This is a genomic window from Collinsella sp. TF07-1, assembly GCF_003437235.1.
In the GTDB taxonomy this organism is placed as follows: Bacteria; Actinomycetota; Coriobacteriia; order Coriobacteriales; family Coriobacteriaceae; genus Collinsella.
The window spans coordinates 29,590-56,318 of sequence record NZ_QSRV01000005.1 but is presented as its reverse complement, the minus strand read 5'-3'; the positions used below and the strand labels follow the sequence as shown (position 1 = coordinate 56,318).

At 60.3% G+C, this 26,729-nt stretch carries 19 protein-coding genes; 11 read left to right on the top strand and 8 right to left on the bottom strand.

The annotated features are described in order from the left end of the window. Positions 1-164: 164 nt before the first annotated feature. Positions 165-758: a hypothetical protein gene (locus tag DXC67_RS03170; RefSeq protein ID WP_117637326.1), complete on the bottom strand. Its 594-nt coding sequence runs from the start codon at positions 756-758 to the stop codon at positions 165-167. A 226-nt stretch (positions 759-984) separates the two neighbouring features. After that, positions 985-1,596 (bottom strand): hypothetical protein, encoded by a 612-nt coding sequence (locus tag DXC67_RS03165; RefSeq protein WP_117637325.1) that lies wholly within the window; start codon positions 1,594-1,596, stop codon positions 985-987. A 352-nt stretch (positions 1,597-1,948) separates the two neighbouring features. Here DXC67_RS03165 and DXC67_RS10790 point away from each other — a divergent pair, with 352 nt between their 5' ends. From DXC67_RS10790 to DXC67_RS03120, 9 genes are all read left to right on the top strand, one after another. Further along, positions 1,949-2,116 carry a zinc-ribbon domain-containing protein gene (locus DXC67_RS10790; protein ID WP_117637324.1) on the top strand — a complete coding sequence of 56 codons (168 nt, stop codon included), beginning with the start codon at positions 1,949-1,951 and terminating at the stop codon, positions 2,114-2,116. 45 nt (positions 2,117-2,161) lie between these two features. Next, positions 2,162-2,788 (top strand): hypothetical protein, encoded by a 627-nt coding sequence (locus DXC67_RS03155; protein ID WP_117637323.1) that lies wholly within the window; start codon positions 2,162-2,164, stop codon positions 2,786-2,788. Positions 2,789-2,972: 184 nt separating this feature from the next. Further along, positions 2,973-3,605, top strand: a complete 633-nt coding sequence (locus DXC67_RS03150; RefSeq protein ID WP_158551275.1) for a cyclodeaminase/cyclohydrolase family protein — start codon at positions 2,973-2,975, stop codon at positions 3,603-3,605. Positions 3,606-3,607: 2 nt separating this feature from the next. Further along, complete coding sequence (locus DXC67_RS03145) at positions 3,608-4,462, top strand: bifunctional 5,10-methylenetetrahydrofolate dehydrogenase/5,10-methenyltetrahydrofolate cyclohydrolase (RefSeq protein WP_117637321.1); 855 nt, start codon at positions 3,608-3,610, stop codon at positions 4,460-4,462. A gap of 366 nt (positions 4,463-4,828) precedes the next feature. Next, positions 4,829-6,352 (top strand): C69 family dipeptidase, encoded by a 1,524-nt coding sequence (locus DXC67_RS03140; RefSeq protein WP_117637320.1) that lies wholly within the window; start codon positions 4,829-4,831, stop codon positions 6,350-6,352. Between the two features lie 148 nt (positions 6,353-6,500). Next, complete coding sequence (locus tag DXC67_RS03135; protein ID WP_117637319.1) at positions 6,501-6,917, top strand: hypothetical protein; 417 nt, start codon at positions 6,501-6,503, stop codon at positions 6,915-6,917. An 8-nt stretch (positions 6,918-6,925) separates the two neighbouring features. Further along, complete coding sequence (locus DXC67_RS03130) at positions 6,926-8,689, top strand: AarF/ABC1/UbiB kinase family protein (RefSeq protein ID WP_117637318.1); 1,764 nt, start codon at positions 6,926-6,928, stop codon at positions 8,687-8,689. 465 nt (positions 8,690-9,154) lie between these two features. Next, the gene (locus DXC67_RS03125) at positions 9,155-16,348 is read left to right on the top strand and encodes a DUF4430 domain-containing protein (RefSeq protein WP_117637317.1); all 7,194 of its coding nucleotides are present in this window, start codon (positions 9,155-9,157) and stop codon (positions 16,346-16,348) included. 9 nt (positions 16,349-16,357) lie between these two features. Continuing rightward, the gene (locus DXC67_RS03120; protein ID WP_233503144.1) at positions 16,358-17,266 is read left to right on the top strand and encodes a DUF4430 domain-containing protein; all 909 of its coding nucleotides are present in this window, start codon (positions 16,358-16,360) and stop codon (positions 17,264-17,266) included. Positions 17,267-17,619: 353 nt separating this feature from the next. Here DXC67_RS03120 and DXC67_RS03115 read toward each other — a convergent pair whose 3' ends face one another. From DXC67_RS03115 to DXC67_RS03105, 3 genes are all read right to left on the bottom strand, one after another. After that, positions 17,620-18,021, bottom strand: coding sequence for a GtrA family protein (locus DXC67_RS03115; RefSeq protein ID WP_117637316.1), 402 nt, complete (start codon positions 18,019-18,021; stop codon positions 17,620-17,622). 219 nt (positions 18,022-18,240) lie between these two features. Beyond that, positions 18,241-18,636 carry a GtrA family protein gene (locus tag DXC67_RS03110; RefSeq protein ID WP_117637315.1) on the bottom strand — a complete coding sequence of 132 codons (396 nt, stop codon included), beginning with the start codon at positions 18,634-18,636 and terminating at the stop codon, positions 18,241-18,243. 78 nt (positions 18,637-18,714) lie between these two features. Beyond that, positions 18,715-20,631 (bottom strand): fructose-1,6-bisphosphatase, encoded by a 1,917-nt coding sequence (locus DXC67_RS03105; RefSeq protein ID WP_117637314.1) that lies wholly within the window; start codon positions 20,629-20,631, stop codon positions 18,715-18,717. A 320-nt stretch (positions 20,632-20,951) separates the two neighbouring features. Between DXC67_RS03105 and DXC67_RS03100 the strand changes: the two genes are divergently transcribed. Beyond that, a complete protein-coding gene (locus DXC67_RS03100) occupies positions 20,952-21,842 on the top strand; it encodes a DegV family protein (protein ID WP_117637313.1) in 891 nt (296 codons plus the stop codon). Positions 21,843-21,922: 80 nt separating this feature from the next. On the opposite strand, the gene DXC67_RS03095 is transcribed toward DXC67_RS03100, so the two are convergent. Then, the gene (locus DXC67_RS03095) at positions 21,923-23,014 is read right to left on the bottom strand and encodes a hypothetical protein (RefSeq protein ID WP_117637312.1); all 1,092 of its coding nucleotides are present in this window, start codon (positions 23,012-23,014) and stop codon (positions 21,923-21,925) included. A gap of 191 nt (positions 23,015-23,205) precedes the next feature. Here DXC67_RS03095 and DXC67_RS10365 point away from each other — a divergent pair, with 191 nt between their 5' ends. Then, positions 23,206-23,376, top strand: a complete 171-nt coding sequence (locus DXC67_RS10365; RefSeq protein ID WP_158551274.1) for a hypothetical protein — start codon at positions 23,206-23,208, stop codon at positions 23,374-23,376. 24 nt (positions 23,377-23,400) lie between these two features. Here DXC67_RS10365 and DXC67_RS03090 read toward each other — a convergent pair whose 3' ends face one another. Both DXC67_RS03090 and DXC67_RS03085 read right to left on the bottom strand, forming a co-directional pair. After that, complete coding sequence (locus DXC67_RS03090; protein WP_117564476.1) at positions 23,401-24,504, bottom strand: RsmB/NOP family class I SAM-dependent RNA methyltransferase; 1,104 nt, start codon at positions 24,502-24,504, stop codon at positions 23,401-23,403. Between the two features lie 36 nt (positions 24,505-24,540). Then, entirely contained in the window at positions 24,541-26,691 is a 2,151-nt protein-coding gene (locus tag DXC67_RS03085) for a methionine--tRNA ligase (RefSeq protein WP_055250885.1), read from the bottom strand. Positions 26,692-26,729 lie beyond the last annotated feature (38 nt).

Here is a 26,729-nt window from a genome sequence, read left to right as displayed (position 1 = left end):
GCTACCGCGCTGGGGGTGGTTTTGCCGCCCGGCACCCTCGCGTTCGCCGGCTATCGGCATAAGAAAGGGAGGGCCGGCGAGCCGATCCTCCCTTGGTGCGAAGCGCTGGGGTATCGTCGCTTGTTTGCACTGTGCCTGTGTTTCCCGCTGCGCTCGCCAGTCGCTTAGCGCTTGATCTCGATATCGTCGAGCTTGACGTCCATGGCTTCGGCCTTGGCCTTGACGATGTCGTCGGCAAATTCCAGGGACTTCATCATGGTCTCGACGGTATCCTTGTGCTCCTCGACGTTGTCGATGCGCACGTACACGCTGCCGCCTTCAACGTCGGTGAAGTACTCGGTCGTTACGCCGCCCGAGTGTGTATAGGAAGCGTTGCGCCAAGTCTTGCCGTTGTACTTGACGGGGTCATTCTCGGTCCACTCAAAGCTGGCATTCCACTTTGCCTCGTAGTCGAACAGCTCGTCGGCGTTCTTGTCAGAGTCGAAGACGGGGATGAAGCGATCGCTGGCGTGCTCGCTTTCAGTGAACTTAAACTGGGCCCTGTCGGCGGTGTCGCCTGCGACGTCGGTGATCTCGACGCCCTCGGGGACCTCGACCTTAAACCAGATGAAGTCGGTCCTCATATCCACGGCTGGCTTTTCTGCTCCGCCGCCGCCGCCACTGCCGGTAGCGCCGCCGCTTCCGCCACAGCCCACCAGGGCAACCGCGGCAAAGAGACTGATGCAGAGGGTGAGAATCGCAAAGGCCTTCTTTTTCATGGTCGTGTCCTCCTCGATCTGTAACCGCCCATGGATTACCTGCCTTTACTGTACGCGTGGACGGCTCGTTCGGGTGGGCCATGTGTCCCATTCTGGGGGCAGGATTTGCGCCGTTAAGTGGCAATATGCGCGGGCGTAAAAGAGGGGAGGGCCGGCCGATCCGATCCTCCCCTGGCTGGGCGTCCAATCATTTAATGACTGCGCATGCGATGCTGCGTGCGAGCCCCTAATGCTTGATCTCGATGCTCGAAATCTCGACTTCGCGTGCCTCGGCAACTGCCTTCGCCATGTCATCGGGAAACTCGATGGAGTTGAGGAGCGCCTCGGCTTCTTTCTTATGCAGATCGAAGTTCGAGATGAGAACGTAGACGCTTCCCGGCTCAACGTCGGTAAAGAGGAGGGTTGAGACGCCGCTGTTGTCCTCGTACGTTCCGACGAGCCACGTCCTGCCGTTATACTCGACGGATCCGCCATCCTTCCACTGGAACGTATCCCCCTTCTTTTCCGCCTGGTCGGCGTGGGATTCCTCGGCCGTCAGCGCTTTTTTCCAAACGGGGATAAAGCGATCGGCCGAACCGTTCTCGTCTTCGGGGAAGGTGAGCTGGACCCTGTCGGCATTCTTGCCAGCGGAGTCGCTCACGCCAACGCTCTCGGGTATCTCGACCTTAAACCAGATAAAGTCGGTCTTCTTGGCGACGGGAGCTTTTTCCTTGCCCTCGCTCTTGGATGCGCTGCTGCCCCCGCCTCCGCTTAACGCACTTCCGCCGCAGCCCACAAGGGCGAGTGCGGCAAAGAGGGCGATGCAAAGGGAAAGGATCGATAGGGTCTTTTTCTTCATGGTGGCGTCCTCCTTGTCTGTCGGTGACATCACGGCGCCGCGGGTTGTTGGAGCCGTTGGTGTATGTTGCTATTCGCAAGCGTGGCGGATATCGTTGTGTGTGGTGCGGCGATACCTCCGTTCTTAGTTTTCGGCCGTTGAGTGGCCGTGCCCCAACGGGTTCCTTACTTATAGATATGCCCCAGCTTGTGCTGCCCGGGAGTCTCGAAAGGTGGGCCATGTGTCCCATGTTTGGGGCAGGCGCATGGGACGGTACGGCTCGGCATCGGCTTTTTCATGTTGCGCAACAGCGCCCTGGGTGGGGGCGTATAGACTTGGCTGTGACAAAAGCTAAACCACGAAAGGTCGAACGATGTTCTGTCAAAAATGCGGACAGCAAGTTCCCGATGGATCGACGTTTTGCACGCATTGCGGGGCGTCGCTTGCGGGTGGCTCCGCGCCGACGCCTACGGGCGCTGGTCCTTCCTCTGCCCCGGGCCTAACCCAATCGATGCCGCCGGTCGCGCCTGCGCCTCAATAGCCCAAGAGCAAGGCGCCGGTCATTATCGCTGTGGCATGTGCTGCTGTGGTCCTCATCGGCGGCGGCACGGTGTTTGCGCTTACGGTGCTCAATGGGTCAAAGAGCTCCGGCACGCAGATTTCGGTGGTCGATACCGGGTCTTCGGACGAGAAAGATTCTTCTGCCAAGAAGAAGAGCGACAAGTCCAAGTCCAAGGAATCCTCGGCGTCCGATGACGAGGCCGTCCCCGGGGACGAGTCGGCATACTACGGTTCGGGCGATTCGGACGATTACCTGACCGACGTGCATACGTACACGAACGACATGCATCCTTATAGCATGTCGATTCCCAACCGTTTTGAGATGGAAGATACTCCCAGCGGCAGCAGCACAAGGTACGAGGATCCGGAGACGGGTTTTGTGATCAGCCTGTCTGGCTACGTCAACATTAACGACGAAACTGCACACGAGATGTTTGTCGATGAGGACACCTCGGGCAAGGCCGACCTCTATACCGCAGAGGGCGACAACTGGTACGTGGTCTCGTGGTGTGAGGACGATACGGTCATTTACGAAAAGACGATCGTCACGGATTCGACGATTGCCACGGCGCATTTGGAGTACTCGACTGCAAACCGCGACATGGGATCGAAGATTATCGACACGCTGCTGCCGACGTTTCAGGTGGACTAGGCGCCCGTGCCTATAGCCGGCAATCGGAAACACCGATAGCCAGAGCTCCTGACAGCCTTTGTCTTATGGGCTAGACTGGCTTGGACAAGATCGATGAATGGGACAACCGCTTCCTGGCGTCGTTGTCCCATTTTTTATTCCGGCGCGGTCCGTGGCGACCGGCGCTCTAGGCAGAGGTGTTTCGATGAGCCAAGAGATGATGGATAAAACCTGTCGCGGTTTTGCCGAGGCGCTTGCCGCGCGCGAGCCGGTTCCCGGCGGCGGCAGCGCCAGCGCGTTTGTGGGAGCACTGGGTGCCTCGCTGTGCGGGATGGTTGCTCGCTATGGCGCGACGAACCCCGCGCTTGCCGATCGCGCAGACGATCTAACGCACGCGTTTGCCCAGGCAGACGAGCTGGCTCAGGAGCTTGTGGGTCTGGTTGCCAAGGACGTTCGTGCGTACGGCCAGGTGTCTGCGGCATACGGTATTCCGCGCGATGATCCGGCTCGACCGGCTGCGATTCAGGATGCACTGCACGTGGCAGCCATGCCGCCGTACCGCATTATGGATGCGTGCGGTCGTGCGCTGGCGCTGCTCGAGGACATGGCCGATAAGGGTTCGCGCCAACTGCTGTCCGATGTGGCGTGCGGCGCCGTATTCTGCCGCGCTGCCATGCAGGGCGCGAGTTTGACGCTCTTTGCGAACACCACGTCTATGAAGGATCGTGCCCGCGCCGAGGAGCTCGAGGCGGCGTGCGATGAACTGCTCGATACGTGGCTGCCGCGCGCCGATGCGCTGGCGCGCCGCGCCGCCGACGCCGCCAGGAAGAGGGGATAGCCATGGCAGAGCTGCTGAAGGGTGCTCCCGTTGCCCGTGCTTTGACTGAGGAACTCGCTGCTCGCTGCGCCGCCCTGCGCGAACGGGGCATCGTGCCGACGCTGGCCATCGTTCGTGTGGGCGAGCGCGAGGACGATCTATCCTACGAGCGTGGCGCCCTCAAGCGCTGCGAGAAGGTCGGCATCGAGGTTCGCCGCGTTTTGCTTCCTGCCGATGTTTCGCAGGACGAGCTGTTGGCGGCCATCGAGGACATCAATGCCGACCCCGCTGTTCATGGCTGCCTGATGTTTCGTCCGTTGCCCGTTGGGCTTGACGAGGATGCAGTTGCCGCGGCACTCGATCCTGCCAAGGATGTTGACTCCATGACGCCGGCCTCGCTGCTTACCACGCTTTCGGGGCGTGGCGAGGGCTTTGCCCCCTGCACAGCGGAGGCTGTGCTGGCGTTGCTGGACCATTACGGCGTTGAGCTGGATGGAGCCAAGGTCGCGGTCGTTGGTCGGTCGCTGGTGATTGGCCGTCCCGTTGCCGCCATGCTTACGGCTCGCAATGCCACCGTGACGACGTGCCATACGCATACGCGCGACTTGGCTGCTGAGTGCCGTTCTGCCGACATTGTTGTTGCCGCGGTTGGGCGTGCGCGTACGATTGGCGCGGATGCGGTTCGCGAGGGCCAGACGATCATCGACGTGGGTATTAACTGGGACGAGGCCGCCGGCAAGCTGGTCGGCGACGTCGATTTTGATGCTGCGGAGCCGATTGTTGGCGCCATCACGCCCGTGCCGGGCGGCGTGGGCGCAGTGACGACGGCGATTCTCGCCAAACACGTGATCGAGGCGGCGGAGCGCGCATTGAACTAGGCATTTTTGGCTGATTAGGGGGTTAGATATATACTCCCGTGACACGCCGTGTGCAAAAAATGCCAAATATGAGTACTGTTGCCAAGCTAGTCGCATATAATTTAGGTCATTTTGGCTCTCTAACGATATTTAGTATCGATAGGGACCCCTATTTTATTGGACCTTTGAGGAATTACATAGTCTAACTTTTGTACAAATGTAGACTTTCGACGCCCACGCCCGGCAAAATAGCTGCTACTAAATTGGTGTCAGTACTCATATTTGACATTTTTTGCACACAGGGGTTGCTGTGGCCGTGGTTTCGCCCTTTTTGCGCCGAAGCGATACACTGTTGCCGTTTGATTTCTTCGCTCAAGGAGGATGCGCATGCCGTGCACAACGATTTTGGTTGGTAAGAACGCGAGCTACGACGGGTCGACGCTTGTCGCCCGCAACGAGGACTCGTCCAACGGGGTGTTTGAGCCCAAGCGCATGCGCGTGGTGCATCCCGACGAGCAGCCGCGTGTCTACACGAGTGTCCTGAGCCACCTGACCGTTGAGCTGCCCGACAACCCCATGCGCTACACGAGCGTCCCCGACGTTGTCCCGGGCCATGGCATTTGGGCCGAGGCCGGCTTCAACGAGCTCAATGTTGGCATGTCCGCAACCGAAACACTCACCACCAACGAGCGCGTCCGCGGCGCCGATCCGCTCGTGGACTACGTGCCCGCCAAGGGCAACGAGGGCGAGGACGGCTATGTTCCGGCCCAGCCCGGCGGACTGGGCGAGGAGGATATGGTGACCCTGGTGCTGCCGTACGCCAAGTCCGCCCGCGACGGCGTGCGTATTTTGGGTGACCTGCTCGAGCGCTACGGCACCTACGAGAACAATGGCATCGCCTTTAGTGACGTTGACGAGATCTGGTGGCTCGAGACCATCGGCGGCCACCACTGGATCGCCAAGCGCGTGCCCGATGACGCCTATGTGACCATGCCCAACCAGCTGGGTATTGACAGCTTTGACCTGGACGACGCCGAGGGCGCTCAGGTCGACCACATGTGCTCTGCCGACCTGCGCTCCTGGATGGCAGAGTGGCATCTGGACCTAACGCTGGGCGTCGAGGGTGACGGTCCCGCCGCGGTCTTTAACCCGCGCGAGGCCTTTGGCTCGCACAGCGACAGCGATCACGTCTACAACACGCCGCGCGCCTGGTATATGCAGCGCTGCCTCAACCCCAGCGATGTGTGGGACGGTCCCGACGCCGACTACACGCCCGAGAGCGACGACATTCCCTGGAGCCGCGTGCCCGAGCGCAAGGTGACCATCGAGGACATCAAGTACGTGCTTTCGAGCCACTACCAGGGCACGGAGTACGACTGCTACGGCAGCAAGGGCACGCCCGCCACGCGCGGCGCCTATCGTCCCATCGGCATCAACCGCAACAGCCAGCTTGCCGTGCTGCAGCTGCGCCCCTTTGCGCAGCCGGCGTATCGCGCCGTGCAGTGGATGGCGTTTGGCTCCAACTCGTTTAACGCGCTCGTGCCGCTGTACGCTAACGTCGAGACCATGCCCGAGTACTATGCCGGCACGCAGGCTCGCGTGACGTCCGAGAATTTCTATTGGGTGAATCGCCTGATCGGTGCCTTGGCAGATGTCCGCTTCCATGAGTGCGGTCGCGCGGTCGAGGATTATCAGGAAAAGGTCGGCGGCATGGGCCACAAGCAGATTCACGACGTTGACGCTGTCGTAGCCGCGCTGCCCGAGGCCGAGGTGCCTGCCGAGCTCGCCCGTGCTAACGAGGCCTTTGCCGAGCTCGTGCGCGTGGAGACCGATGCCCTGTTGGGCAAGGTGCTCTACACCACGAGCTGTGCCATGAAGAACTCCTTCGCGATGAACGACAACGTAAGGTAAAGGCAACCTTGCAGCGAACGAGCGGGGCAAACGCCGTCAAAGGCTTTGGCCCGCTCGATTTTTATCTTGGCGGTAAAACGATTTTGTGTCGTTCACTCAATCTTGGGTACAAGAAGTCCAATGCAGTTGTTCATGATTGGAGCCAACCATGGTTATGAAACTCGATCAGCTTGTTAACGGTGCCATCAACGTGGGCTTCGGCGCCGCCGCCGTTGCCGTCGAGGGCGGCAAGAAGGTTCTCGACGACCTCGGTACCAAGGGCGAGCAGGTCCGCAAGGATGCCGGCACCCCCGATATCGCCCGCAGCGTGTCCGATATGTTCGAGCAGGCGGGTGGCACCATCTCCGACCTGACCGAGCGCCTGGGCATGCAGGGCGAGACTGCGGCACAGCGCGTGCTCGATGAGCTCATCCTGGCTCGCGTCCGCGTTATGACCGCCCCCGAGCGCACGGCCTTCCTGGCCCATGTGCGCGACATCGTCGATTCGGTCGAGGACAACGTGACCTCGGTGCCCGTCGAGTCCGTTGAACCCGACGACGCAGAGGACGCCGAAGAGGCCGAGTAGCAGCGCAGATGGCAGATTCCACCACCGATTACAACAATCAAGATCCCTTGGGTGACGAGGCGGCGGTTGTCGACGAGGTCGATGCCGCCGTCTCGGGCGCTCGCAAGAAGCCGCGCGCTGTCGATATGGTCCCCGAGGAGCCCGACGCGATGGCGCCGGATGAGGAATACCAGCTCACGCCGGCAGGTCGTCGTGAGCGCATTGGGCAGATCGTTCGCCTGATCAAAAAGTATCGCGTGTGGGACAACCTCACGCCGGTGCGCCTGCGTCGTCTGCTCGAAGAGCTCGGCCCTATGTTCGTCAAGATGGGGCAGATTCTGGCCAACCGCTCCGAGATCTTGCCGCAGCGGTTTTGCGACGAGCTGCGCCGTCTGCGCTCCGACGTAGAGCCGGTGCCGTATGAGGTAGTGCTCCGCTGTCTGGAAGAGGAATACGGCCAGCGCCTGGGGCAGATGTTCGACGCGATCGACCCCAACCCGCTCGGTAGCGCGTCGCTCGCGCAGGTGCACCGCGCCCGCCTGGTGACCGGCGAGGACGTGGCCGTTAAGGTGCAGCGCCCCGGTGCGCAGCAGGTGATGGCGCAGGACATCGACATCATTCGCTCGGTGGTGCGTATCGTTTCCAAGTTCGTCAACACCGACCAGTTTGTTGACCTGCACGGCGTGGTCGAAGAGCTGTGGACCTCGTTTCGCGAGGAGACCAACTTTTTGGCCGAGGCCAAAAACCTCAACGATTTCTATGACTTCCACAAAAGCGTGCATGGCGTATCGTGTCCCAAATCCTACCTGGACCTTTGCACCGAGCACGTGGTGGTCATGGACTACATCGACGGCATCTCCATCGCCGATCCCAAGCGTTTGGCAGCCGAGGGTTATGACTTGGAAAAGATCGGCGCCGCAATCGTCGAGGACTATTCGACGCAGGTGCTCGACGACGGCTTTTTCCATGCGGACCCGCATGCGGGAAACATTATCCTCAAGGACGGCATCGTCTACTTTATCGACCTGGGCATGGTCGGGCGCATGTCGAGTCACGACCGCGGTATCGTCAAGGACATGATTTTCGCCGTGGCCGAGGGTGACGTCCCCAAGCTCAAGGATTCGCTTATGCGCTTTGCCGTGACGCGCGGCGATTCTGCCGAGCTCGACCATTCGGCCTTTTTGTCCGACTTGGACTTTATTGTCGCCGACTTTGCGGGGCTCGATCTTAAGGACCTGGATATCGGCGAGTTTTTGACCTCGCTGCTCAATCTGGCGCGCAAAAACGACGTTGAGCTGCCGAGTGTGGTGACGATGTTCGCGCGCGGCATGGTGACGCTCGAGGGCCTGCTGACCGAGTACATGCCCAACGTCAACATGATCCAGATTATCCAGACGCACATCAAAAACGAGAAGAGCACCTATGCGCGCGTGCGCGATATGGGGCGCGATCTTGCCGCGAGCAGCTATCGAGCGGCAAAAGGTTCGCTCGAGGCGGCCGAGTATCTGGGCTTGGCGTCGCGTATGCTTACGCGCGGCCAGCTTAAGGTGAACACGCAGATCATGAGCAGCGATAAGGCACTGCGGCAGCTGGGTGGAATTATCGACCGCATGTCGATGGCAATTGTGATCGCCGGTCTGTTTATCGGTTCGTCGGTGGTGTACTATGCGCGTATCGAGCCGGTTGTGTTTGGTATCCCGGTCATTGGCTTTATGGGCTACGTGAGCGCGCTGGCGCTGGCACTGATGCTGGGCCGCGAGATCTGGCGCAATAGCCACGGCGGTAAGCGTTAGCGATTTCCCGGGGTCGGGGAAACGGGTTATTTTGCTCGGCACTTCATCCCCGCCCTTTTCTATCGCAAACCATAGCTTGTACCTTGGGCTTCGCCTGTGTGCGGGGCCCTTTTGCGTGCTACCATATCGACAGTAATAATCGATGGCCTAGATGGTGGTGCGGAGACGCACGAATGCGCGGTTTTCCTGCGCGTTTGGGAGAATCGGGGTGTAAGTCCCCGGCTGTACCAGTAACCGTAATTCCTCTTGGCCCGGGATGGTCGCGTCGCAGATCGGACGGCGCGCCCGGGTCGGTAAGGTTAAGTCGGATCGCCTCCCATCTTGTACGCGGCCGCGGCGCATGCCGCCGGTACGCGTTGGGCTCTGGAGGGAAGGGGGACCCCGATGGGGGTACTCAAGCGCGATATGCGCGATGACGTGGGGCAGCCGCTGGGCAATGTCCCAAGTTCAGACAATAGGAGACAAATGGATATGTTTGAGGATGAGTGCCAACGCGCCTCGTGGCGTCGTCATGGAGCGATTGCCCGCGGCGTAGCCAAGCGCGGTCTGGTGGCGTTCCTGGCTTTTGCCATGGCTTTTGGCACCACGCCGGCGCAACTTTGGGCCGAGGGCGCCGAGGGCATTGCCGAGGCCGTGGCGCAGGCTGCGACGGGCGGCGAGGGCGCGGCGGCCGACGATGGCACCGCTGCCGACACCGGCGCGAACAGTGCGGCGGCGAGCGCTGCTGCCGATGACGCCGGCGCAGATCAGGGCGCAACTGCGAGTGCCGCGAATGGTGCCGACACCGCCGCAGGCAACGCGACTGAGTCCGAGAACTCTGCTGCGACGCCTGCTGCTTCGGAGCAGAAGAACGCCGTTGCCGCCGCGTCTGCCACAACGCTTTCGAGCGAGGCCAAGGTCTTCATCCAGGATACCAAGGATAAGGACAGCTCCTATTCCACGAAGTCGGGCGCGCTCAAGGCCGGTGAGACGCTTTGGGCAAATATGTACGATGAGGTCGAGGACGACTGGTACGGCACTTCGACTGAGCCCGTTGCCAATCCCGGCACTTGGACTTACACCTGGCTCGCCGGTACGACTAGGGCCAGCAGCAATGTCGCCGACTACACCGAGGTCGTAGGCCACGAGCAGTCGCTCACCGTCACCGCCGCGATGGAAGGCAAATACTTCATCTGCAGGGTAACGGTTGATGGCAAGGACTACTATGGTCCGTCCGTTTCTTCCGGCTCGGGTATCAATGCCAACAACATCCCCGGTCCCGTGCTGGGTGCCGGGCAGATGGAGCTTAACAACGTCAAGCTGAGTAGCGACACGCCGAGCATAGGCGACACCCTGACGGCGACTCCGTACATAAGCTATTATCAGCAAGCCCCCGCCGACGCCAAGGTTACCTACACGTGGTCCGCATCCACCTCGCAGTACTCGGGCTTTACCAAGATCGAGGGCAAGACGGGTGCTTCGCTCGTGGTGGGCGACGACCTTGAGGGCAAGTACATCAGGGTCGAGGCCAACGCTGGCGTCAACACGGTGAACAAGACCACTTCCAGCAAGGTCAAACAGGCCGGTGCGGTCGAGATTTCGGCCGTGTCCATCATCAATACCAAGGACGATACGAGCGTCTTTGCGGTGGGGGATACCGCTAAGGCCCGCGCTAAGGAGAAGGGCGGCGCGTACGGCGCGTTCGTCGACGCGAGCAAGCTCAACTATCAGTGGCAGAGCTCTGACACCAAGAGTGGCACGTATACCGACATTGCGGGTGCCACGGGTGAGACCCTCGAGCTTACCGACGCTTTAGGTGGCAAGTACCTCAAGTGCAAGGTGTCCTCGAAGATCGGCTCTTCGAGCATGGCCAACAACACGGGCGCTCTCGTTGCGGCTACCGGTTCAATTAACGTTACGAGCGTGACTATGAGCCCGACTTCGGGCAAAGTCGAGGTTGGTTCTACGATTACGGCGACCGCCAAGGCGGGTTCCACCGACGTTACCGCCGATTCGCATGTCACGTGGCAGTGGTATAAGGGCACCTCGAACACCGCAAGCAAGTGCGACACGCCTATCAAGGGTGAGACCGGTAACACCCTGACGGTGACCGCCGCCCTTAAGGGCTACTACGTCGTGGCCAAGGCCAACGGCGGCTATGGCGAGCAGAAGCCGTACTATGCGGTGGGTCCCGTTTCCGTCGCGGGCCAAGTGGAGCTCTATGACGTGCAGTTCGAGGGTTCTCCTGCTACCAATGGCGTGCACGTAGGCGATACGCTCAAGACTAAGGTGCGCAAAAAGGACGGTTCGCGCTACAACTATATCGACCGCACCGATAACGTGACCTACCAGTGGCAGTATGCAAACAGCAGCTCGAGCTACGACCCCGCCTATACCGATATTCCCGGTGCTACCGAGGCCGCCTATACCGTTGACGCTGCCTATGCTGGCAAGTATCTGCGCGTGAAGGTGACGAGCGAAAATACCGTTTCCAGCACGCAGAAGAAGAGCTCCTACGGCGGCACGCAGTCCGTTGCCCCGCTCGGCCCCGTGACGCTTAAGGGCCAGTACAAGCTGGCAGGCATTGAGCTTGCCGATAAGAACGTTACGCTCAGCGTGGGTTCAAAGATCACGCCGAGCGTGCAGGTTCCGGGCAGCTGGTCGGGCTCGACGAAGGACGTGCCCGAAGATGCCGAGCTCACCATGGCGTGGTATGCCAAGGGCGAGGGCGATGCCGATTGGACCGAGCTCACCGACGGCATCGATAAGACCGATGGCAGCCTGACTCTTACGGATGCGCTTGTCGGCAAGCGCATCAAAGTTACGGCGAGCGCTCTCGACAACACGGTTGAATGGGTTTCGTCCGATAGCGTCACCGCGGCGGGGGAGTATAGCCTGCTGCGCGTGATCGCCAGCCCGCAGATTAATAGCGATTCGACCCATCTCGTCTCGGGCGATAGCGTAAAGGCGACAGCGCAGGCCAAGCGCGCCGACGGTTCGACCACCAACGGTATCGATGTCACCGACCAGGCGACTGTAGCCTGGTATGCGGCCGACGACGCGAAGGCTCCGGCGGCCGACTGGACGCTGCTGCCCGATATGTCGGGCGCCGCGGCAACGGTTTCGGCATCTGCTGCTGGCAAGTATCTGAAGGCTGTCGCCACGAGCGGCAGCTCGACGGTCGAGCTCGTCTCCGCTAACAAGGTTATCGCCGCGGGCTCGCTTGAGGCCGCAGTCCAAAAGCTTAACGATGCCAATAAGCAGATCGCCGTTGATTACAGCGCCAAGGGCGGCAACGTCAACGATGTCCTGAAGGCGCAGCTTGCCGATTTGGGCTTTACCGATATTGACGTCAAGGTCTCTGAGGGCGGCGTTGCCTTTAAGGCCGAGGACGCCAAGGCTACGGTCGGTATCTCCGACGCCCAGGATAAGACCAATGGCAATGTGACGTTCTTCTTCATTGACCCCAACAACTACACCGGTTACAACATCGACGGTCTGCGTAACGCCGATGTGGCGTTTGAACTGTCGCGCGATGGCAAGACCGAGTATTACCTGCCCAACAAGTCCGTGCAGGTTGCTTGGGACGAGGCTAAACTGCAAGACCTTCTTGACGGAGCCGCCGAATCCCTGCAGATTGGCTACGCGTCGGGCGAGTCCGCCGATGGCGTGACTCAAAATGTCACGCTTCCGTACAAGGCGGGTTCCGCAAAGAAATTCTCTGTTGAATGGACAAGCTCCGACACCGAGCGCCTGTTTGTTTCTGGTTATAGCTGGGAAGATAAGACGGGTAAGGTTTCGCGCGCATCGAGCGATCGAGACGTGACGCTGACCGCCAAGGTTACGGTTACGAGCGGCGACATCAAGCTTGCCGGCTCGCATGACTTCGTCGTGACGGTCAAGGGCGATCCCGAGAAAGTCAACGCCGACAAGAAGGCACTGCAGGAGAAGGTCAATGCGGCCTTTACCTACGATAATATCAAGTACTCCGGCACCGACGTGGTCGCCAACAAGGACGGCTTGACCGCCGACCTGCAGATGCCACGCACGAGCACGCTCAATCTCGACGGCAAGTATTACGAGGTCAAGTACTCTGCCAGCACCGATGACATCACGTTCAACGGTTACAAGGGCACGGTCTATCAGCCGCTGCCCGGAGCCAAGGCCGCAAACACCAAGATCACCCTCACGGTGACCGACAAGTCGAACTCCGAGGTCACGGCTAGTAAGACCCTCGATTTTGCGATTGCTCCGCAGGACCAGGGCGAGCTCGATGCCGAGCTTTCTCTTATGGAGCAGGCTAAGGCCGGCTACGCCGCTGCCATCTTGAATGGCCAGGACGCTAGTGCCGTTTCGACCGACATGCACGCGTTCCAGAAGGCATATCTCGATGCCGACGGCAACCTTGCCTGGAGCTACAACAAGGCAACGACCGATTCGACGTCCCCCGGTATTGTTCCGGTCGATCTGCCTGGCTATGACGCGATGTCCGGGCAGGATTGGCGTCTGTTTAAGTCGAGCAACAGCTCTATTGTTTCCGCAGAGAATCTCAAGGTCACGCAGCCGCAGTACAACACGAAGGTTGTCGTTTCCTCGCGTCTGACGAGCGAGAAGTACGCTCGCTACGCTGAGCGTTACCCCGACAACGCTACGTACGCCAAGCTTGCCAACCAGGACGTGTCGGCAAAGATCACGGTTCTGGGCACGAGCGGTCAAAACGATCCCGAGGTTACGGCGACGTGCTCCGTCATTGGCATCGATGCCAAGGGTAAACAGCAAACGTGGGCTGCCGCGACGCAGTACACGCTCAAGAATGGCTCGACGGCCGCCGATCTTTCCGAAGAGCTCTTTAAGCAGGCCGGTCTCAAGGTCGACTACGACCCCAATGGTTCTTGGGGCTGGGTGCTCAACTCCATTACGTCGCCTTTCGACGCTGATCGTACTCTTGCGTATGATTCCGCTACGGGTGCCTATTGGCAGCTGTTTATCAATGGTGTTGCGGCGTCGGTTGGCGCTGGCAGTTACCCCCTCGATGCGGGTGACTCTGTTGTCTGGTGCTATTCGAAGTACGGCGACGCTGCACCCACCGACCAGCTTTCGGTAAGCTGCACCGTTATCGGTCAGGACGCTTCGGGTGCTCAGCAGACGTGGGCGCAGCCTACGACTGCACTGGTGGAAGAGGGCGCAACTGCCGCCGATCTTTCCGAGCAGGTCTTTAAGCGGGCCGGTATTGGCGCCGACGTCCAAACCGGTTCGTATGGTTGGTTCCTCAATTCGCTGACTTCTCCGTTCAATAAGAGCGTGAAGCTTTCGACCGTACGGGTAAACGAAAGCACCTGGAAGTCCTGGCAGTTCTTCGTTAACGGCAAGATGGCCAATGTCGGCGCCGGCAACTACACGCTCAAGGCCGGCGATGAGATTACCTGGGTCTATGGTTCCGATGGCACCATGCCCGGTCAGGTCTCTGTCTCGATGGAGATCATCGGCAAGAAGGACGATAAGGCACAGCGCTGGACCGATCCTTCGAAGCAGGTGTTTGTTGGGGGCACGACGATCAAGGACGCCACTGCCGCCTACTTCGATGCTTTGGGCATCAAGTCCGAGATGTACGATCAGCTGGGCTTCTGGGGCGTTCACAGCCTCGTCTCTCCGCTTGACGGCACTAAGTTGGCCGGCGCTTGGTCGTACTTTGTTAACGGTGTTCCCGGATCTCAACTCGACAGTGACTACGTGCTCAAGTCGCGTGACGAGATCGTCTGGGCCTATGCTGCCGGCGATACGGTGCCTAATCCCGACGAGGTCGTAGTCAATCCGAGCGCCCCACGTCCGACCGATTGGAAGTCCGATTGGGACGGCAAGTCCAATGCAGCGGTCGAGAACGTTTCGACGCCTACGGGTGCGCTAGCGAGCTCCTGGACGTTCGATTGGAAGGCGTACTCGGGTGCCACGAATCCCAACGCAAGTGAGCCTATCGTTGTTAACGGCTACGTATACCTCGCCGTCAACAAGCGTTTACTAAAGATTAACGCCGAGTCGGGCAAGGTCCTTGCCGAGTCGAAGCTTAAGACTGCGGTCGGTTACACCTCGCGCCCGATTTACGCGAACGGTTTGGTTATCGTTCCGCTCGACCGCGGTGCGGTCCAGGCTCTGACGGCTGACACGCTCACAACGGTTTGGGTCACTGACTTCGTGAGCGGGACTGCTCAGTCGAATTCTCAGCTGACGGTTGATGGCAATTACCTCTATGTCGGCACCGTTGATGTCGACTATGGAAAGGGCACGTATGACAACGGCCATCTGACGCGCATCAATATCCTGACCGGAGCGGTTTCTTGGCAGCATGTCAATCCGAACGAGGGCTATTACTGGACAGGCGCTACGGTGGGCGATGACTTTGTCTTGGTTCCCACCAGTTCCGGTACCGTCGAGATGCTGAGTAAGTCGACGGGCGATGTGCTCGGCAGCGTCTCGGTTGGGGCGATTGTCAACTCCACCTGCGTGTTTTCTGACGACGGTAGCCATGCCTATCTCATCTCGCGCGACGGCAAGCTGCACGTATTGGCGATTTCTGATGGCGACTCACGCGATGCGGATGCCGCTTCGCGTATTACCGAGGAGCGCGTAGTTGACCTTGGCCTTACCGGCTGTGCGTGTGCGCCTACGATGTATGATGGCAAGCTAATTGTTGGCGGCGAGGTTGCTGGCGGCTCTGCGCTGGCGATTATTGACCCGGCCAAGGACTTTGCCAGGACGCTGGTCACGACGGCGGACGGCTCTCAGCTGCCGGCCGGACTTGGTGGCATCAAGGGCGCTCCGCTCGTGAGTGCCCAGGGCAAAGACGCGTATGTCTACTTCACGGTTAACTACGGCGAGAGCCCTGATTTCGTTAACTACACCACGGGCGGTGGCGTATATCGTTACAAGTTGGGTGACACCGAGGCTTCTGGTGTGTTTAGCGCAACGGGCCACAACAACTACTGTGACTCGCCAATCGCTTGTGATGCCCAGGGCAACTTGTACTACATCAACGACTCTGGCACGCTGTTCAAGCTGAATGCTGGCGTTAAGGTTTCGTTTAGTGCTGGCAAGGGGTCCAAGGTCGATTTTCAGACTACGGCCGCCAACGGCTCTGTGGCCAAGCCTGCCGATCCGACGCGCGAGGGCTACACCTTCGCTGGTTGGTATACCGACGAGGCTTGTACGGAGGCGTATGACTTTAGCGTTGCGGTGACGGCGGATATGACGCTGTATGCCAAGTGGGTCAAGAATGCTGTTAACCCTGGTGGTAACGGCGGCTCTGGCTCCAACGGCGGCTCGGGTAATGCCGGTGCCGGCGCCGGTTCCGGCAATGGTACTAACGGCCAGCAGAGCGGCGGCGCTGTTTCGCCTGGGCAGAAGCCGGTGTCGTCGACCACGACCACGACCGAGACCAAGGACGGCAAGGATTCCAAGAAGGATTCCGACAAGTCCGACAAGAAGGACAGCAAGAAGTCTGATAAGAAGTCCAGCAAGTCCGGCTCCAAGTCCGATACGGGCTCGTCTGCTACGACCGCTGCTAAGAAGTCCACTGCGGCTCCCGCGCAGCAGTCTGGCTTCAATCCGCTTGCCATCGTCGGCGTTGCGGCAGGCGTGATCGGTCTTGCCGTCATCGGCGTGTTCGTATTCACCAAGCGTCGGTAGGTGAGGGCTGTGTCCAATAAGCCTCAGGACGCCGAGTCCAAGCAGCCCGACTCGTCGTTCATCCAGCTTGACGATACAAAGCAAAAGGGCGCCGCTTCGGTGGCGCCCGCCTCGCGGCGCAAGGCGCTTGTTGGTGTTCTGACAGCCGTCTGCATTGCGCTGATTGTCGTCTCGCTGGGCTTTGTTTACCCTTCCGTCAGCGGTGCCTGGTCCATCGATTGGATTGTCGAGACCGTGACGGGGGAGAGCATCGTTGCCAAGGATGCGTCGGTTTCCGGCTCGACTACCGCTTCGGGTAAGGTTGCGTCCAAGGACTCCAAATCTTCGGACAATGCGAAGGACGGGTCGAAGGACTCGGATGAATCTGATTCCAAGGACGCTTCCGAATCCTCGGACAAGGACTCAAAAAAGGATTCGAAGGAGAAGAAGTCCGAAGGCAAGGGCGGGAAGAAGTCCAGCAACGTGTCTGCCGGACATGGCTCCGAATCCGCCGGTGGATCGAGTTCTTCTGACGGCTCTTCTTCGGGCGGCGGCTCGGTGTCTGGCGGTGGGTCTGCATCCAACAGCGGCAGCGCCTCTGCTGGCAATCAGGGCGGCTCGCAGCAGCCTGGCTACGTCACGGTGACGGTTTCGGTCACATCGAGCGCCGTGGGCAATCCTGTGTCTTCTAGTGGCACCTTCACCTTTAACGAGGGCGCTACGGCCTACGATGCTCTGTGCGCCCTAGGGCTTTCCGTGAATGCGCGCGGCACGTCGTACGGAACGTATGTTGCCGCCATTGGCGGTTTGGCCGAGATGGAGCATGGCGGCAAGAGCGGCTGGATGTACTCCGTTAACGGCACAGCGCCCATGACGGCCTGCAGTAACTACGTTCTCCCTAATGGCGCCAACGTCGTGTGGTATTACGTAACGGGCTAGAGGCCTCGACATAGCGCGCCAGACGGGCAGTTCGGACCAACATCCGAGCCGCCCGTTTTCATGCGAATGGGACGTCGTTTCCCAATCGAGGCTCAACCGGAAATTGCATCCCACTCTGAAGGCGAATTCCGGGACACAGTTTCCGCTAGGACGGCGTTGCGGAAGCTGTGTCCCATTCTGAGGCTGCAATCTGGGATGCACTTTCCGGAACGGCGCTCATAGGGAAACTGCGTCCCATTCATGCACTGTAGCCCGCCTCGTACGCCTTCCGCGGCAGACTCTGTAAACAAAAAGCCGGTTGGAACGTGAATTCCAACCGGCTGCGAAGCGAGATTATGTTGGGCCGTCTACGACTACGCGCCCTCGAGGAATAAGCGACGGCTAAAGTAGTTGTACCAGGTGACCAAGAACGTTGCGATTGCCTTCATGGCCTGGTAGCCGATGCTCAAAAACGTGACGCCCACAAACATGTACAGGTCGTTGAGACCCAGACCAATTACCGACAGGATGGTGAAGATCGTAAACTCGCGCTTGCGGCTCATGCCCTCGCGATGGTCGAACACGTACTTCATGCTGAGCCAGTAGTTAACCACGACGGAGGTGGTAAACGAGACTGTGGTGCTCATCAAAAAGTCGAGATGGAACAGCTCGACGAGCGCAATCAGCATGCCCCAGTCGATGCCAAAGGAGATAAGGCCCACGACAGCGAACTTGAGGAATTGCTTAGTATGAGGTTGTGCCAGTGCCTTGCGCACGTAATCACATCCAATGCGTTGACGAATCGAGCAGAGGATACTTTAGAGCTTTTGCATGGGAAACGTAAGGTCTTTGCCAAGAACTATACGAACTCGCCAAATTTGCAAGAGACAATCCGCAAACGTGCCAAATTTGCCCGTAAACGAACAAGGCCCACGAACAACGCAGCGCTCGACGCACGTCGTTCGTGGGCCCCGTAGTGCAACGAGGAGGCCGAGCTATTTGGTCTCCTCGCCCTCCAGGAAGATCTTTCGGGTCACAAAGTTGTAGACCATGACCAGTGCGGTGGCGCAAATCTTGGCGATATTGGCCTCGAGCCCCAGACCGGCGTTGAGCGCCAGCACGATACCGTCGTTGAGCGCCAAGCCGATCACGGACAGCACGACAAAGATAATGAACTCGCGGCGGCGACTCATGCCCTCCTTGTGTGCAAACACGTACTTCATGCTCGCGACGTAGTTAAAGATGAGCGAGACGATAAAGCCGCTGGTGTTGGCGATCAGGATGTTAAGGCCCAGACCGTAGTGGAGCAGATTCATAATGCCAAAGTCGATAACCGTGGCAATGACACCGACGACGCCAAATTTCATGATCTGCGCAAGGAGCTTTTGCATGGTACCTGCCTTAGGGTGGCGCTGGGGCGCCGTGGGGATGACAAACCCAGCAAGTTTAGCCAATCCCCGCGGGTGGAGCTAGGCGCGCTCCTCGATGGCACCGTTTCTATATGCATCGAGCAGTTGGCGTAGGTCCTGGATCTGGCTGCGGATCTTGACGCCGGTATCGGTGTCGCTCACCATGCGGCGACGGTCGGCCTCGTCAAAGCGGTTGGTCTCGCTTTCGATATCGATGTTGCGGGTGAGCGCCTCGGCAACGGTGGTAAAGGCCTGATGCGACTTAAGGCGGCATCCGCGCGAACTCGAGATAAGTGTGTAGCCGGCGATGCCCGTTTTGGGGTGGTAGGCGCGGCAGAAACCGCCATCGATGACCAGCAGCTTGCCGTTGGCGCGGATGGGCTGCTCGCCCTTGGTGGTCTTGACGGGCGTATGGCCGTTGATGATGCGGCCCGTCGGCGAGCAGGCCATGGGCGCGACGCCAAACTCGCGCATGATGTCATCGCAGACCGAGGGCGACTTGGTAAGCGTAAAGTACGGGTCCATCGGCTCGACCCAGGTGCTCTTATCGGCGATATAGGCGCGCTCAAAGGTACGCACCAGGCGTCCGCTGGCGGGCGAGTTAAAGCCAATCCACAGGTACCACATCCAGTCGAGAGCGTCGCGGTCGCCCACGCGCCAGGCGCGGCGGGCGATGTGGTCGCAAAAATCGAGATAATCGCGGCCAGCGTGCCAGGTGCCCAAGCAGTTCATGCTGCTAAAGGTGCCGTCTTCGTTGAGCGGAACGCAGCCGTGGAAGAGCAGGTTGCCGTTGGCGACCTTGTACATCGAGCCGTGGGAATAGAGGAAATCGATATGGCGATGCAGGTGATCGGCGGTGACAAACTCGGACACGAGCTTGTCGATGATGTGCTGCTCCTGGGGCGTGAGCGTATAGGGGTCCGCCGGGTCGACGGTGGGGAAGTCGTTGGTCGTGAGCGGCCACACACTGCCGTCGGCGAGCGTGACCGTGCCGGTGTCGTGATCGATTTTGTCGAGTAACAGGCGGTCGGTCATATCGAACTCGGGGTGGCGCTGGATAATCTGGCCCTCGAGCTTAAAGAGCAGCACGTTGATGGCCTTGATCAGCGGGGTGATGGGCTCACCGTCGGTGTAGGTGGCATCGGCAAAGGCGACAAGCTCACGCAGCGAGATGCCGTAGTCGTTCTCCAGGATCTCGTAGTTGTCGTAGCGTAGGTTGTTGCGCAGCACCGTGGCGATGCAGGCGGGCTCGCCGGCAGCGGCGCCCATCCACAGCAGGTCGTGGTTGCCCCACTGGATGTCGAGCGAATGGTAGGTGAGCAGGCGGTCCATAATCTTGGCCGCGCCGCCGCCGCGGTCGAAGATGTCGCCCACCAGGTGCAGGTGGTCGACGGCCAGGCGCTTGATGAGCGAGGCAAGCGACTCGATAAAGTCGTCGGCGCTGGCGGTCTCCAGAATGGACTCCACGATGCGCTCGTGATAGCGCACGCGATAGTTGTTCTCGTCCGGATGCGTGTGCAGCAGCTCGTCGATGATGTAGGCGTAATCGCGCGGGATGGCCTTACGCACCTTGGAGCGCGTATAGCGGCTCGAAAGCGAGCGGGCGACCATGATGAGCTGGTCAAGCATCGTCCTGTACCAGGTGGGCGAGTCTTCGCGCCGGCTGCGGACCAGGTCGATCTTCTCGCGCGGGTAGTAGATGAGCGTGCACAGCTCGCCCTTTTCGTCAAAGGAAAGCGTGTCGCCAAAAATCTCGTCGACATGTTCGCGCACGACGCCCGAGCAGTTGTTGAGGATGTGCATAAAGGCTTCGTACTCGCCATGCACGTCGCTCATAAAATGCTCGGTGCCTTTGGGCAGGTTGAGAATGGCCGAGAGATTGATAATCTCGGTAAACGCGGATTGCTCGGTGGGAAATTGTCTCGACAGCAGACGCAGATACTTGAAGTCTTGCGGATTGCGATCGAATGCGACCATGAAACACCTTCCGATGGAGCTGGTAAAACTGATAAACAGCGTCAAACGTTTATCAGTATGCGCCGCTTTTGTTTCGATTGGGGATGGGCGGCCGAATTGTTAGCCGAACGGTTTGGTAAATCGATTTAGTTGAGGTAGATATGGCGGTTGAGTGGAGACGACAGAGGGTGTTTTCTCAGATATTCATGCGTGGGGTCGGTGGAGACGATGGTGGTAAAGATGTTCGCTATTATTGCTTCGATTTGGTAAATAGTGGACATATGTACCGTATGTAGGCTCACTGTGCAATAATTTGCGCAGCAATGAGTAAGGAGCCTCATATGAGTGATTTTGTCCTGACCTGTGAATCTGCCGCCGACCGAACCCGTGAGTTCTTTGTGTCGCGCAATATCCCTGTCGTGTGTTTTCATTACGAGATCGACGATGTTGTCTATACGGACGATCTGTATCAGTCGATTACGCCGGACGAGTTTTTTGCCCAGATATCTGCGGGCGCCATGCCCAAGACGTCTCAGGTGAGCGTGGGTGAGTACGAGGAGTTTTGGGAGCCGTTTGTTGCCGAGGGTAAAGACGTGCTGCACCTGACGTTGTCGTCGGGTATTTCGGGCACGTATGGATCGGCCTGCGTTGCGGCGCAGATGCTCGCGGATCGCTATCCCCAGGGCGGCAAGGTTCGCGTCATCGATTCGCTGGCGGCGTCTTCGGGCTTTGGCCTGCTGGCGGAATGTGCCGCCGACGTTCGCGATAGCGGCGCTTCGCTCGACGAGACGGCCGCCTGGATCGAGGAGCACAAACTCAACCTGCACCACTGGTTCTTCTCGACCGATCTGTCGAGCTACCTGCGCGGCGGTCGCATTTCGGCTGCGAGCGCAATCATCGGCACGGCGCTTAAGATTTGCCCACTTATGACGGTCGATTGCGACGGCAAGCTGTCGCCACGTGAGAAGATTCGCACTAAGAAGCGCGCGATTTCCGAGATGGCTAAGACCATGATGGCACACGTGCAGGACGGTGCGGATTATTCGGGTAAGTGCATCATGTCGCACTCGGCGTGCCGCGAGGATGCCGAAGCAGTTGCGGCGCTGATTGAGGAACAGGTTCCGCAGCTTAAAGGCAAGATTGAGATCAATAACATCGGTACTCTGATTGGCTCGCATACCGGACCTGGTACGGTGGCGCTCTTCTTTATGGGCGACAAGCGCGTGGATTAATTTGCCCCATCACATCGCTGCATGATTGCCCAAACGAAAACGGCCCGCCTCACGTTTGTGGGGCGGGCCAAGATGTTTTGCTAGCGTTTCTTTCCTCGGAAGAAAAAGCCGTGCAGTGAGGGCTTGAGCCCGCGGTTGGCGCGACGCTCCTCGACGCGCTCGTGGATCGAAGCGACGCGCTCGATGACCTCGTCGGGAATCGGCACGTCGGGATTCATGTTCTCGACCTGGCTGACTTCGGCGGCGGCGACCTGGTCGATAATGGGCACATCGTCGCGCGAGATAACGGGCGTGGCGTCTTCCTTCATCTTGCGATAACGCTGCATCATGTCGGTCTGTAGCTGCTGTGCCGAAGGCGGCGTCCAGATGATGGCGTTGGCGCCGGCGGCGATGGTCTCGCGGATGCTCTCGGGCGTCTTGCCGCCCGGCGCGATGAGCGGCAGGTTGGGATAGTGCTCGCGCAGTTCACGCAGGACCTGCGGCGTGTTTTTGCCAGCGGCGATGTTAAGAATCTTGGCGCCGGCGCGCACCTTTGCGTGAGCATCGTCGTCGCAACGTACGACCGTGGCGACGACGGGGATGTCGGCGATGTTGGTGATGTGCTCGACCATCTCGGCGGTGGCGGGGGAGTTGACCACACAGCCCGCCGCGCCCTGCATCTCGGAGACGGCTGCCATCTGAACGGAGCGCTTGCCGGTGGTGGTGCCACCGCCCACGCCTACGAAGACCGGGCACTCGGCGACGGTCAGCAACGCCTGCGTAATGGCGGGCTGCGGCGTGAAGGGGTAAACGGCAAAGACGGCATCGGCGTTGGAGTTGCGGATGACCGCGACGTCGGTGGTGTAGATGAGCGATTTGATACGACGGCCGAAGAGCGTGAAGCCGCTGGCCTCCTCAATCTCGTCAGGCATGCGAAGGGCCGCCTTGCGCAAACGCCCGTCGATGGGCAGCGGCTCCATGGGGAGCAGTCCGTTGGGGGTCACGGCTACCTGGGGCTCGGTGAACTCGTCTGCGAGCTCGACCTCGGAGAAATCGACCGAGGCGACGATGTCCTCGTGAACCTCGGCGGGCACATCGATGGGGGCTTGGTCGTTTGCCGCGGCAGGCGTGTCGAAGGAGCTGGTGCCGACAAAGGCGTCGACGCGCTCATTTAGATCGTTGAGGGTATCCATGGAAGCTCGATTCTATGCGATGACGGCCGGCGCGATGCAGCCGGAATTGCGAATGCTAAATCGTTTGACGAGTTGATTTTTCCCCGCCACGCAATTCGTTAGACCGAAGGGCCGGCGAACGTGAAGGAGCTGTGGTGGCGGGGATCGAGGTGCTATCTTGAAAGTCCCGTTTAAAAGAGAGGTGACGCGGTATGGAATTGACAGCAATGTTTGGCTCGATTGGCCTGTGTGTGGGCGCAATTGTTGCCGCCGCGGTCATCTACTTTGTGGTCACGGCCATTAAGGGCAAAAGGGCCGAACGCAAGGAGCGCACGATGCTTAAACAGCATCGCGACCAGCAGGGCAAACGCGCACGGAGATAGTTTGTTGAGTTTTGGATCCGTGCGCTAACTGCGTTTTCGGATCAGGGCAATGTAGAAGCCCTCAAAGTCGCGGCTGGGCGGAATGGTGAGCGTGCCGGGCAGGCCGTTGGCGATGGCCGATACCTGACCCGCGGCAATGGCTTCGGTCAGGGCGTTGGACTCGATGCGCGGCTCCTCACCAGCTTCCTGGGCGCGGCGTGCCTCACTTTCGCTCGGCGTGCCATCGAGGGGGATAAGCTCGCAGTCCATGTGCTTGTCGAGGGCCTCTTGCAGGGCGTCCTCGTTTTCCTGCGGCAAGATCGAACAAGTCGAATAGACGAGCGTGCCGCCCGGTTTGAGGGCTCCCATGGCGCGGTCCAGAAGTGCTCGCTGCGAGCGGGCGCACCTGCTCAGCAACTGCTCGGTGAGGCCGCGCAGGCTCTTCTCGTTGCCGCTGACGACTGTGCCCGTGCCGGTGCAGGGAGCGTCGAGCAGGATACGGTCAAAGCGGAAGAACTCGTCGAGCTCGCGTGCGTCGATGCGCATGACGGGCACGTTTTTTGCGCCTTGGCGGTGGAGGTTGGCTTCGAGCTTCTCGGCGCGGGGAATGCTCATCTCGCAGGCGGTGAGGTGTGCCTGGCCCTGGGTGAGGGCGGCGATCTGCGTCGTCTTGCCGCCGGGGGCCGCGCACATGTCCAGGATGTCCTCGCCGGCCTGGGCGCCCAAGACCAACGGCGGCATCATGGACGACAGACTTTGCAAGTAGATCTTGCCGTCGCGGTAGATGTCGAGGTCCCACAGGTCGGAAACCTGGGCCTCGGGCAGGATGGAAGCGTCCGGGTACCATGCGACGGGGCGGTGGGCGATGCCGGCGGCATCGAGCGCCGCGGCGATGTCCTCGGCGGTTGCCTTGAGCGTGTTGGCGCGCAGCGTGACCGGGCGTGTGGCCGCGGCGCCGAAGCCCTCGATCATAAGCTCGGCATCGGCGGGCGCATAGGCGCCGGCGACCGTGTCGACCATAAAGCGCGGCAGGTCGGCGGCGCAGGGAAGGGCGGCAAGCTGGTCGGAAAGCTCGGTGGCGGCAAACTGCCTGAGCTTGAGCTCGGCCTTGACCTGCTTTTTCTGCTTACGACGACGCGGCTTGGACATCCGTCTTTCCTTCCCATTCCATTACATGTCGAGTGTTTAGTACTGGCTCTCGTGCTTGCTAAAGAAGTCGAAGCGCGGGGGCAGCGGCTTCACGCGGTGCTCGCCGGGCTTCTCGCCCAGGATCTCCACGAACTCGTCCGTGGAGGCAAAGATGTTATCCCAGCTAAAGAAAGCGACCGGGTCGACGTCGAAGTACTCGCAGATGAGCTCGCAGCCGGCCGGCACAATACCGTGCATCAGGACGGTCGCCACGCGCAGCTCGGTAAAGGCGTCGACAAGGGCCTGCGTCATCGCGGCGTTTGCCTCGTTACCCTCGAGCTTGTTGGCGGCCTTGGAAGCGTCGCTCCAGCGCTTGTTGGCGGCGCGCAGGTAGTCGTCACACACGGCAAGCGCGCGGTGCGTCTCGAACTTGTACATGGCCTGCTCAAAGGCGAGGGCTGCCTGCTGGGCGGCTTCGACCACGGTGTCAGAAGCGGCACCGGCGGGGATGCAGCCGTTGCGGTAGGGGCTCTCGTCGCCTTCCTTGACGGCGACGCCGTAGAAGCAGCTGCGGGCCAGACGGTTGAACACGCCGGTCAGCAGCGCGCTCTCCTTAAGGGCCGGGTCGATAACGCGCTTGTCGTCGCAGGCGCGTACCTCGTTGCCGTCCTTGTCCTTGCCGGTCACACGCGTGTCGTATGCCTTGGGGCTAAAGCTCACCGGCTTTTCGGATAGGCCGAGCGACAGCCAGTGCGCGCGCATCTGCTCGCAGGTGTAGTGGTTGAGCAGGTCGTCTGCCGGCGGGGGAGGCGTCTGCGAGGACGAGCTGGCCTTTTTGCCCATGTAGAGCAGGTGGTAGCAGGCGCTGACGGTGCTCTGCGTGAGGTCCCAGCCCAGGGCCTCCCACATGGCGGTCTGCGCGATGCAGTAGAAATAGATGTTGTCCTGACCGATGAACTGGTAAATCTGAGCGTCGTCAGAGCACCACCAGTCGCGCCAGTCGAGCGAGCTGTGCTGGTAGGTGGGTGCGGGCACCTGCGTGGAGTCGGCGGCGGGCTCGCCCATGAGGGCGGCATCCTGGGCGGCGACGCCCTCGGTCACGCCGGCGGCCTTGGCATCGCGCGCGAGCACGGTACGCGTATAGCTGATGGGCGCCCACAGGCTCTCGGGCCAGCACCAGCAGGTGACGTCGGAGACGCCATCGACCTCGGGCACCGGAACGCCCCAGTCGATGTTGCCGGTGATGCGGAAGGGCACGAGTGCCTTGCCGCTGCGGAAGCGCACGCCACCGTTGGCGAGCACCGCGTGGGCGTCGTCGCGCTCCTTCCAGCTGGGGAAGGTGACGGTAAAGCTGCTCTTGTTGCCCTCGGGCTCCAGCACGGTGTGCTCGGGGAGCTGGTCCTCGACGGCATCGAAGGCCTCGCGGAACTTGTTCTGGATGTAGAGCTGAGCCGGCAGCAGCCACTCCTCCATGGTCTTGGAGACCACGGAGCGAACCTGCGGGTTCTGGGCGAGCTTGGCGGTGTAGGTCTTCATAAAGTCGAGGTAGGCCGGCAGGTCAAAGTAGAGATTGTCGACCGGGCGCAGCTCGGGCACCTCGCCGGTGAGCTGGCTCTTGGGCGCGATGAGCTCCTCGGGCTCAAACTGGTGGCCCAGATCGCACTCGTCGGCATAAGCCTTCTCGGACTTGCAGCCCTGGATGGGGCAGCGGCCGATGACCTGGCGGCCGTTGAGGAACGTGCCGGCCTTGGCATCGTAGAACTGCAGCGTGGAGCGCTTGGAGATGGTGCCCTGCTCGTGCAGGCGCTCGATAATCTCGGCAGTCACCTCGTTGTGGATCTGGGCCGCCGGCTCAAGGCCCGAGCCGCCGTAGATGTCGCAGCTGATGTTGTAGTTGTTGAGGGTCGCGGCCTGGCGGGAGTGATTGGACTCGACATACTCGCCGATGGACTTGTCGTAGCCCTCGTTCTCCTTGAGCTTGCGGTAGCTCTCCATGATGGGCGAACCGTAGCAGTCGGTGCCCGAGGTGAAGATGACGTTTTCGCGGCCCAGGCGGTCGCGCAGGAAGCGGGCGAAGAAGTCGGCCGGGACAAAGACGCCGCCGACGTGGCCAAAGTGCAGACCCTTGTTGCCGTAGGGCTCGCCGGCGGTAACGATGGCGCGGCGCGGCCAGCTGGGACGGTCGTTCATGGAGTATTTGGATGCCATGGGACTCCTTCGCATATAGGTAAGAGCGCGGCCGGGCA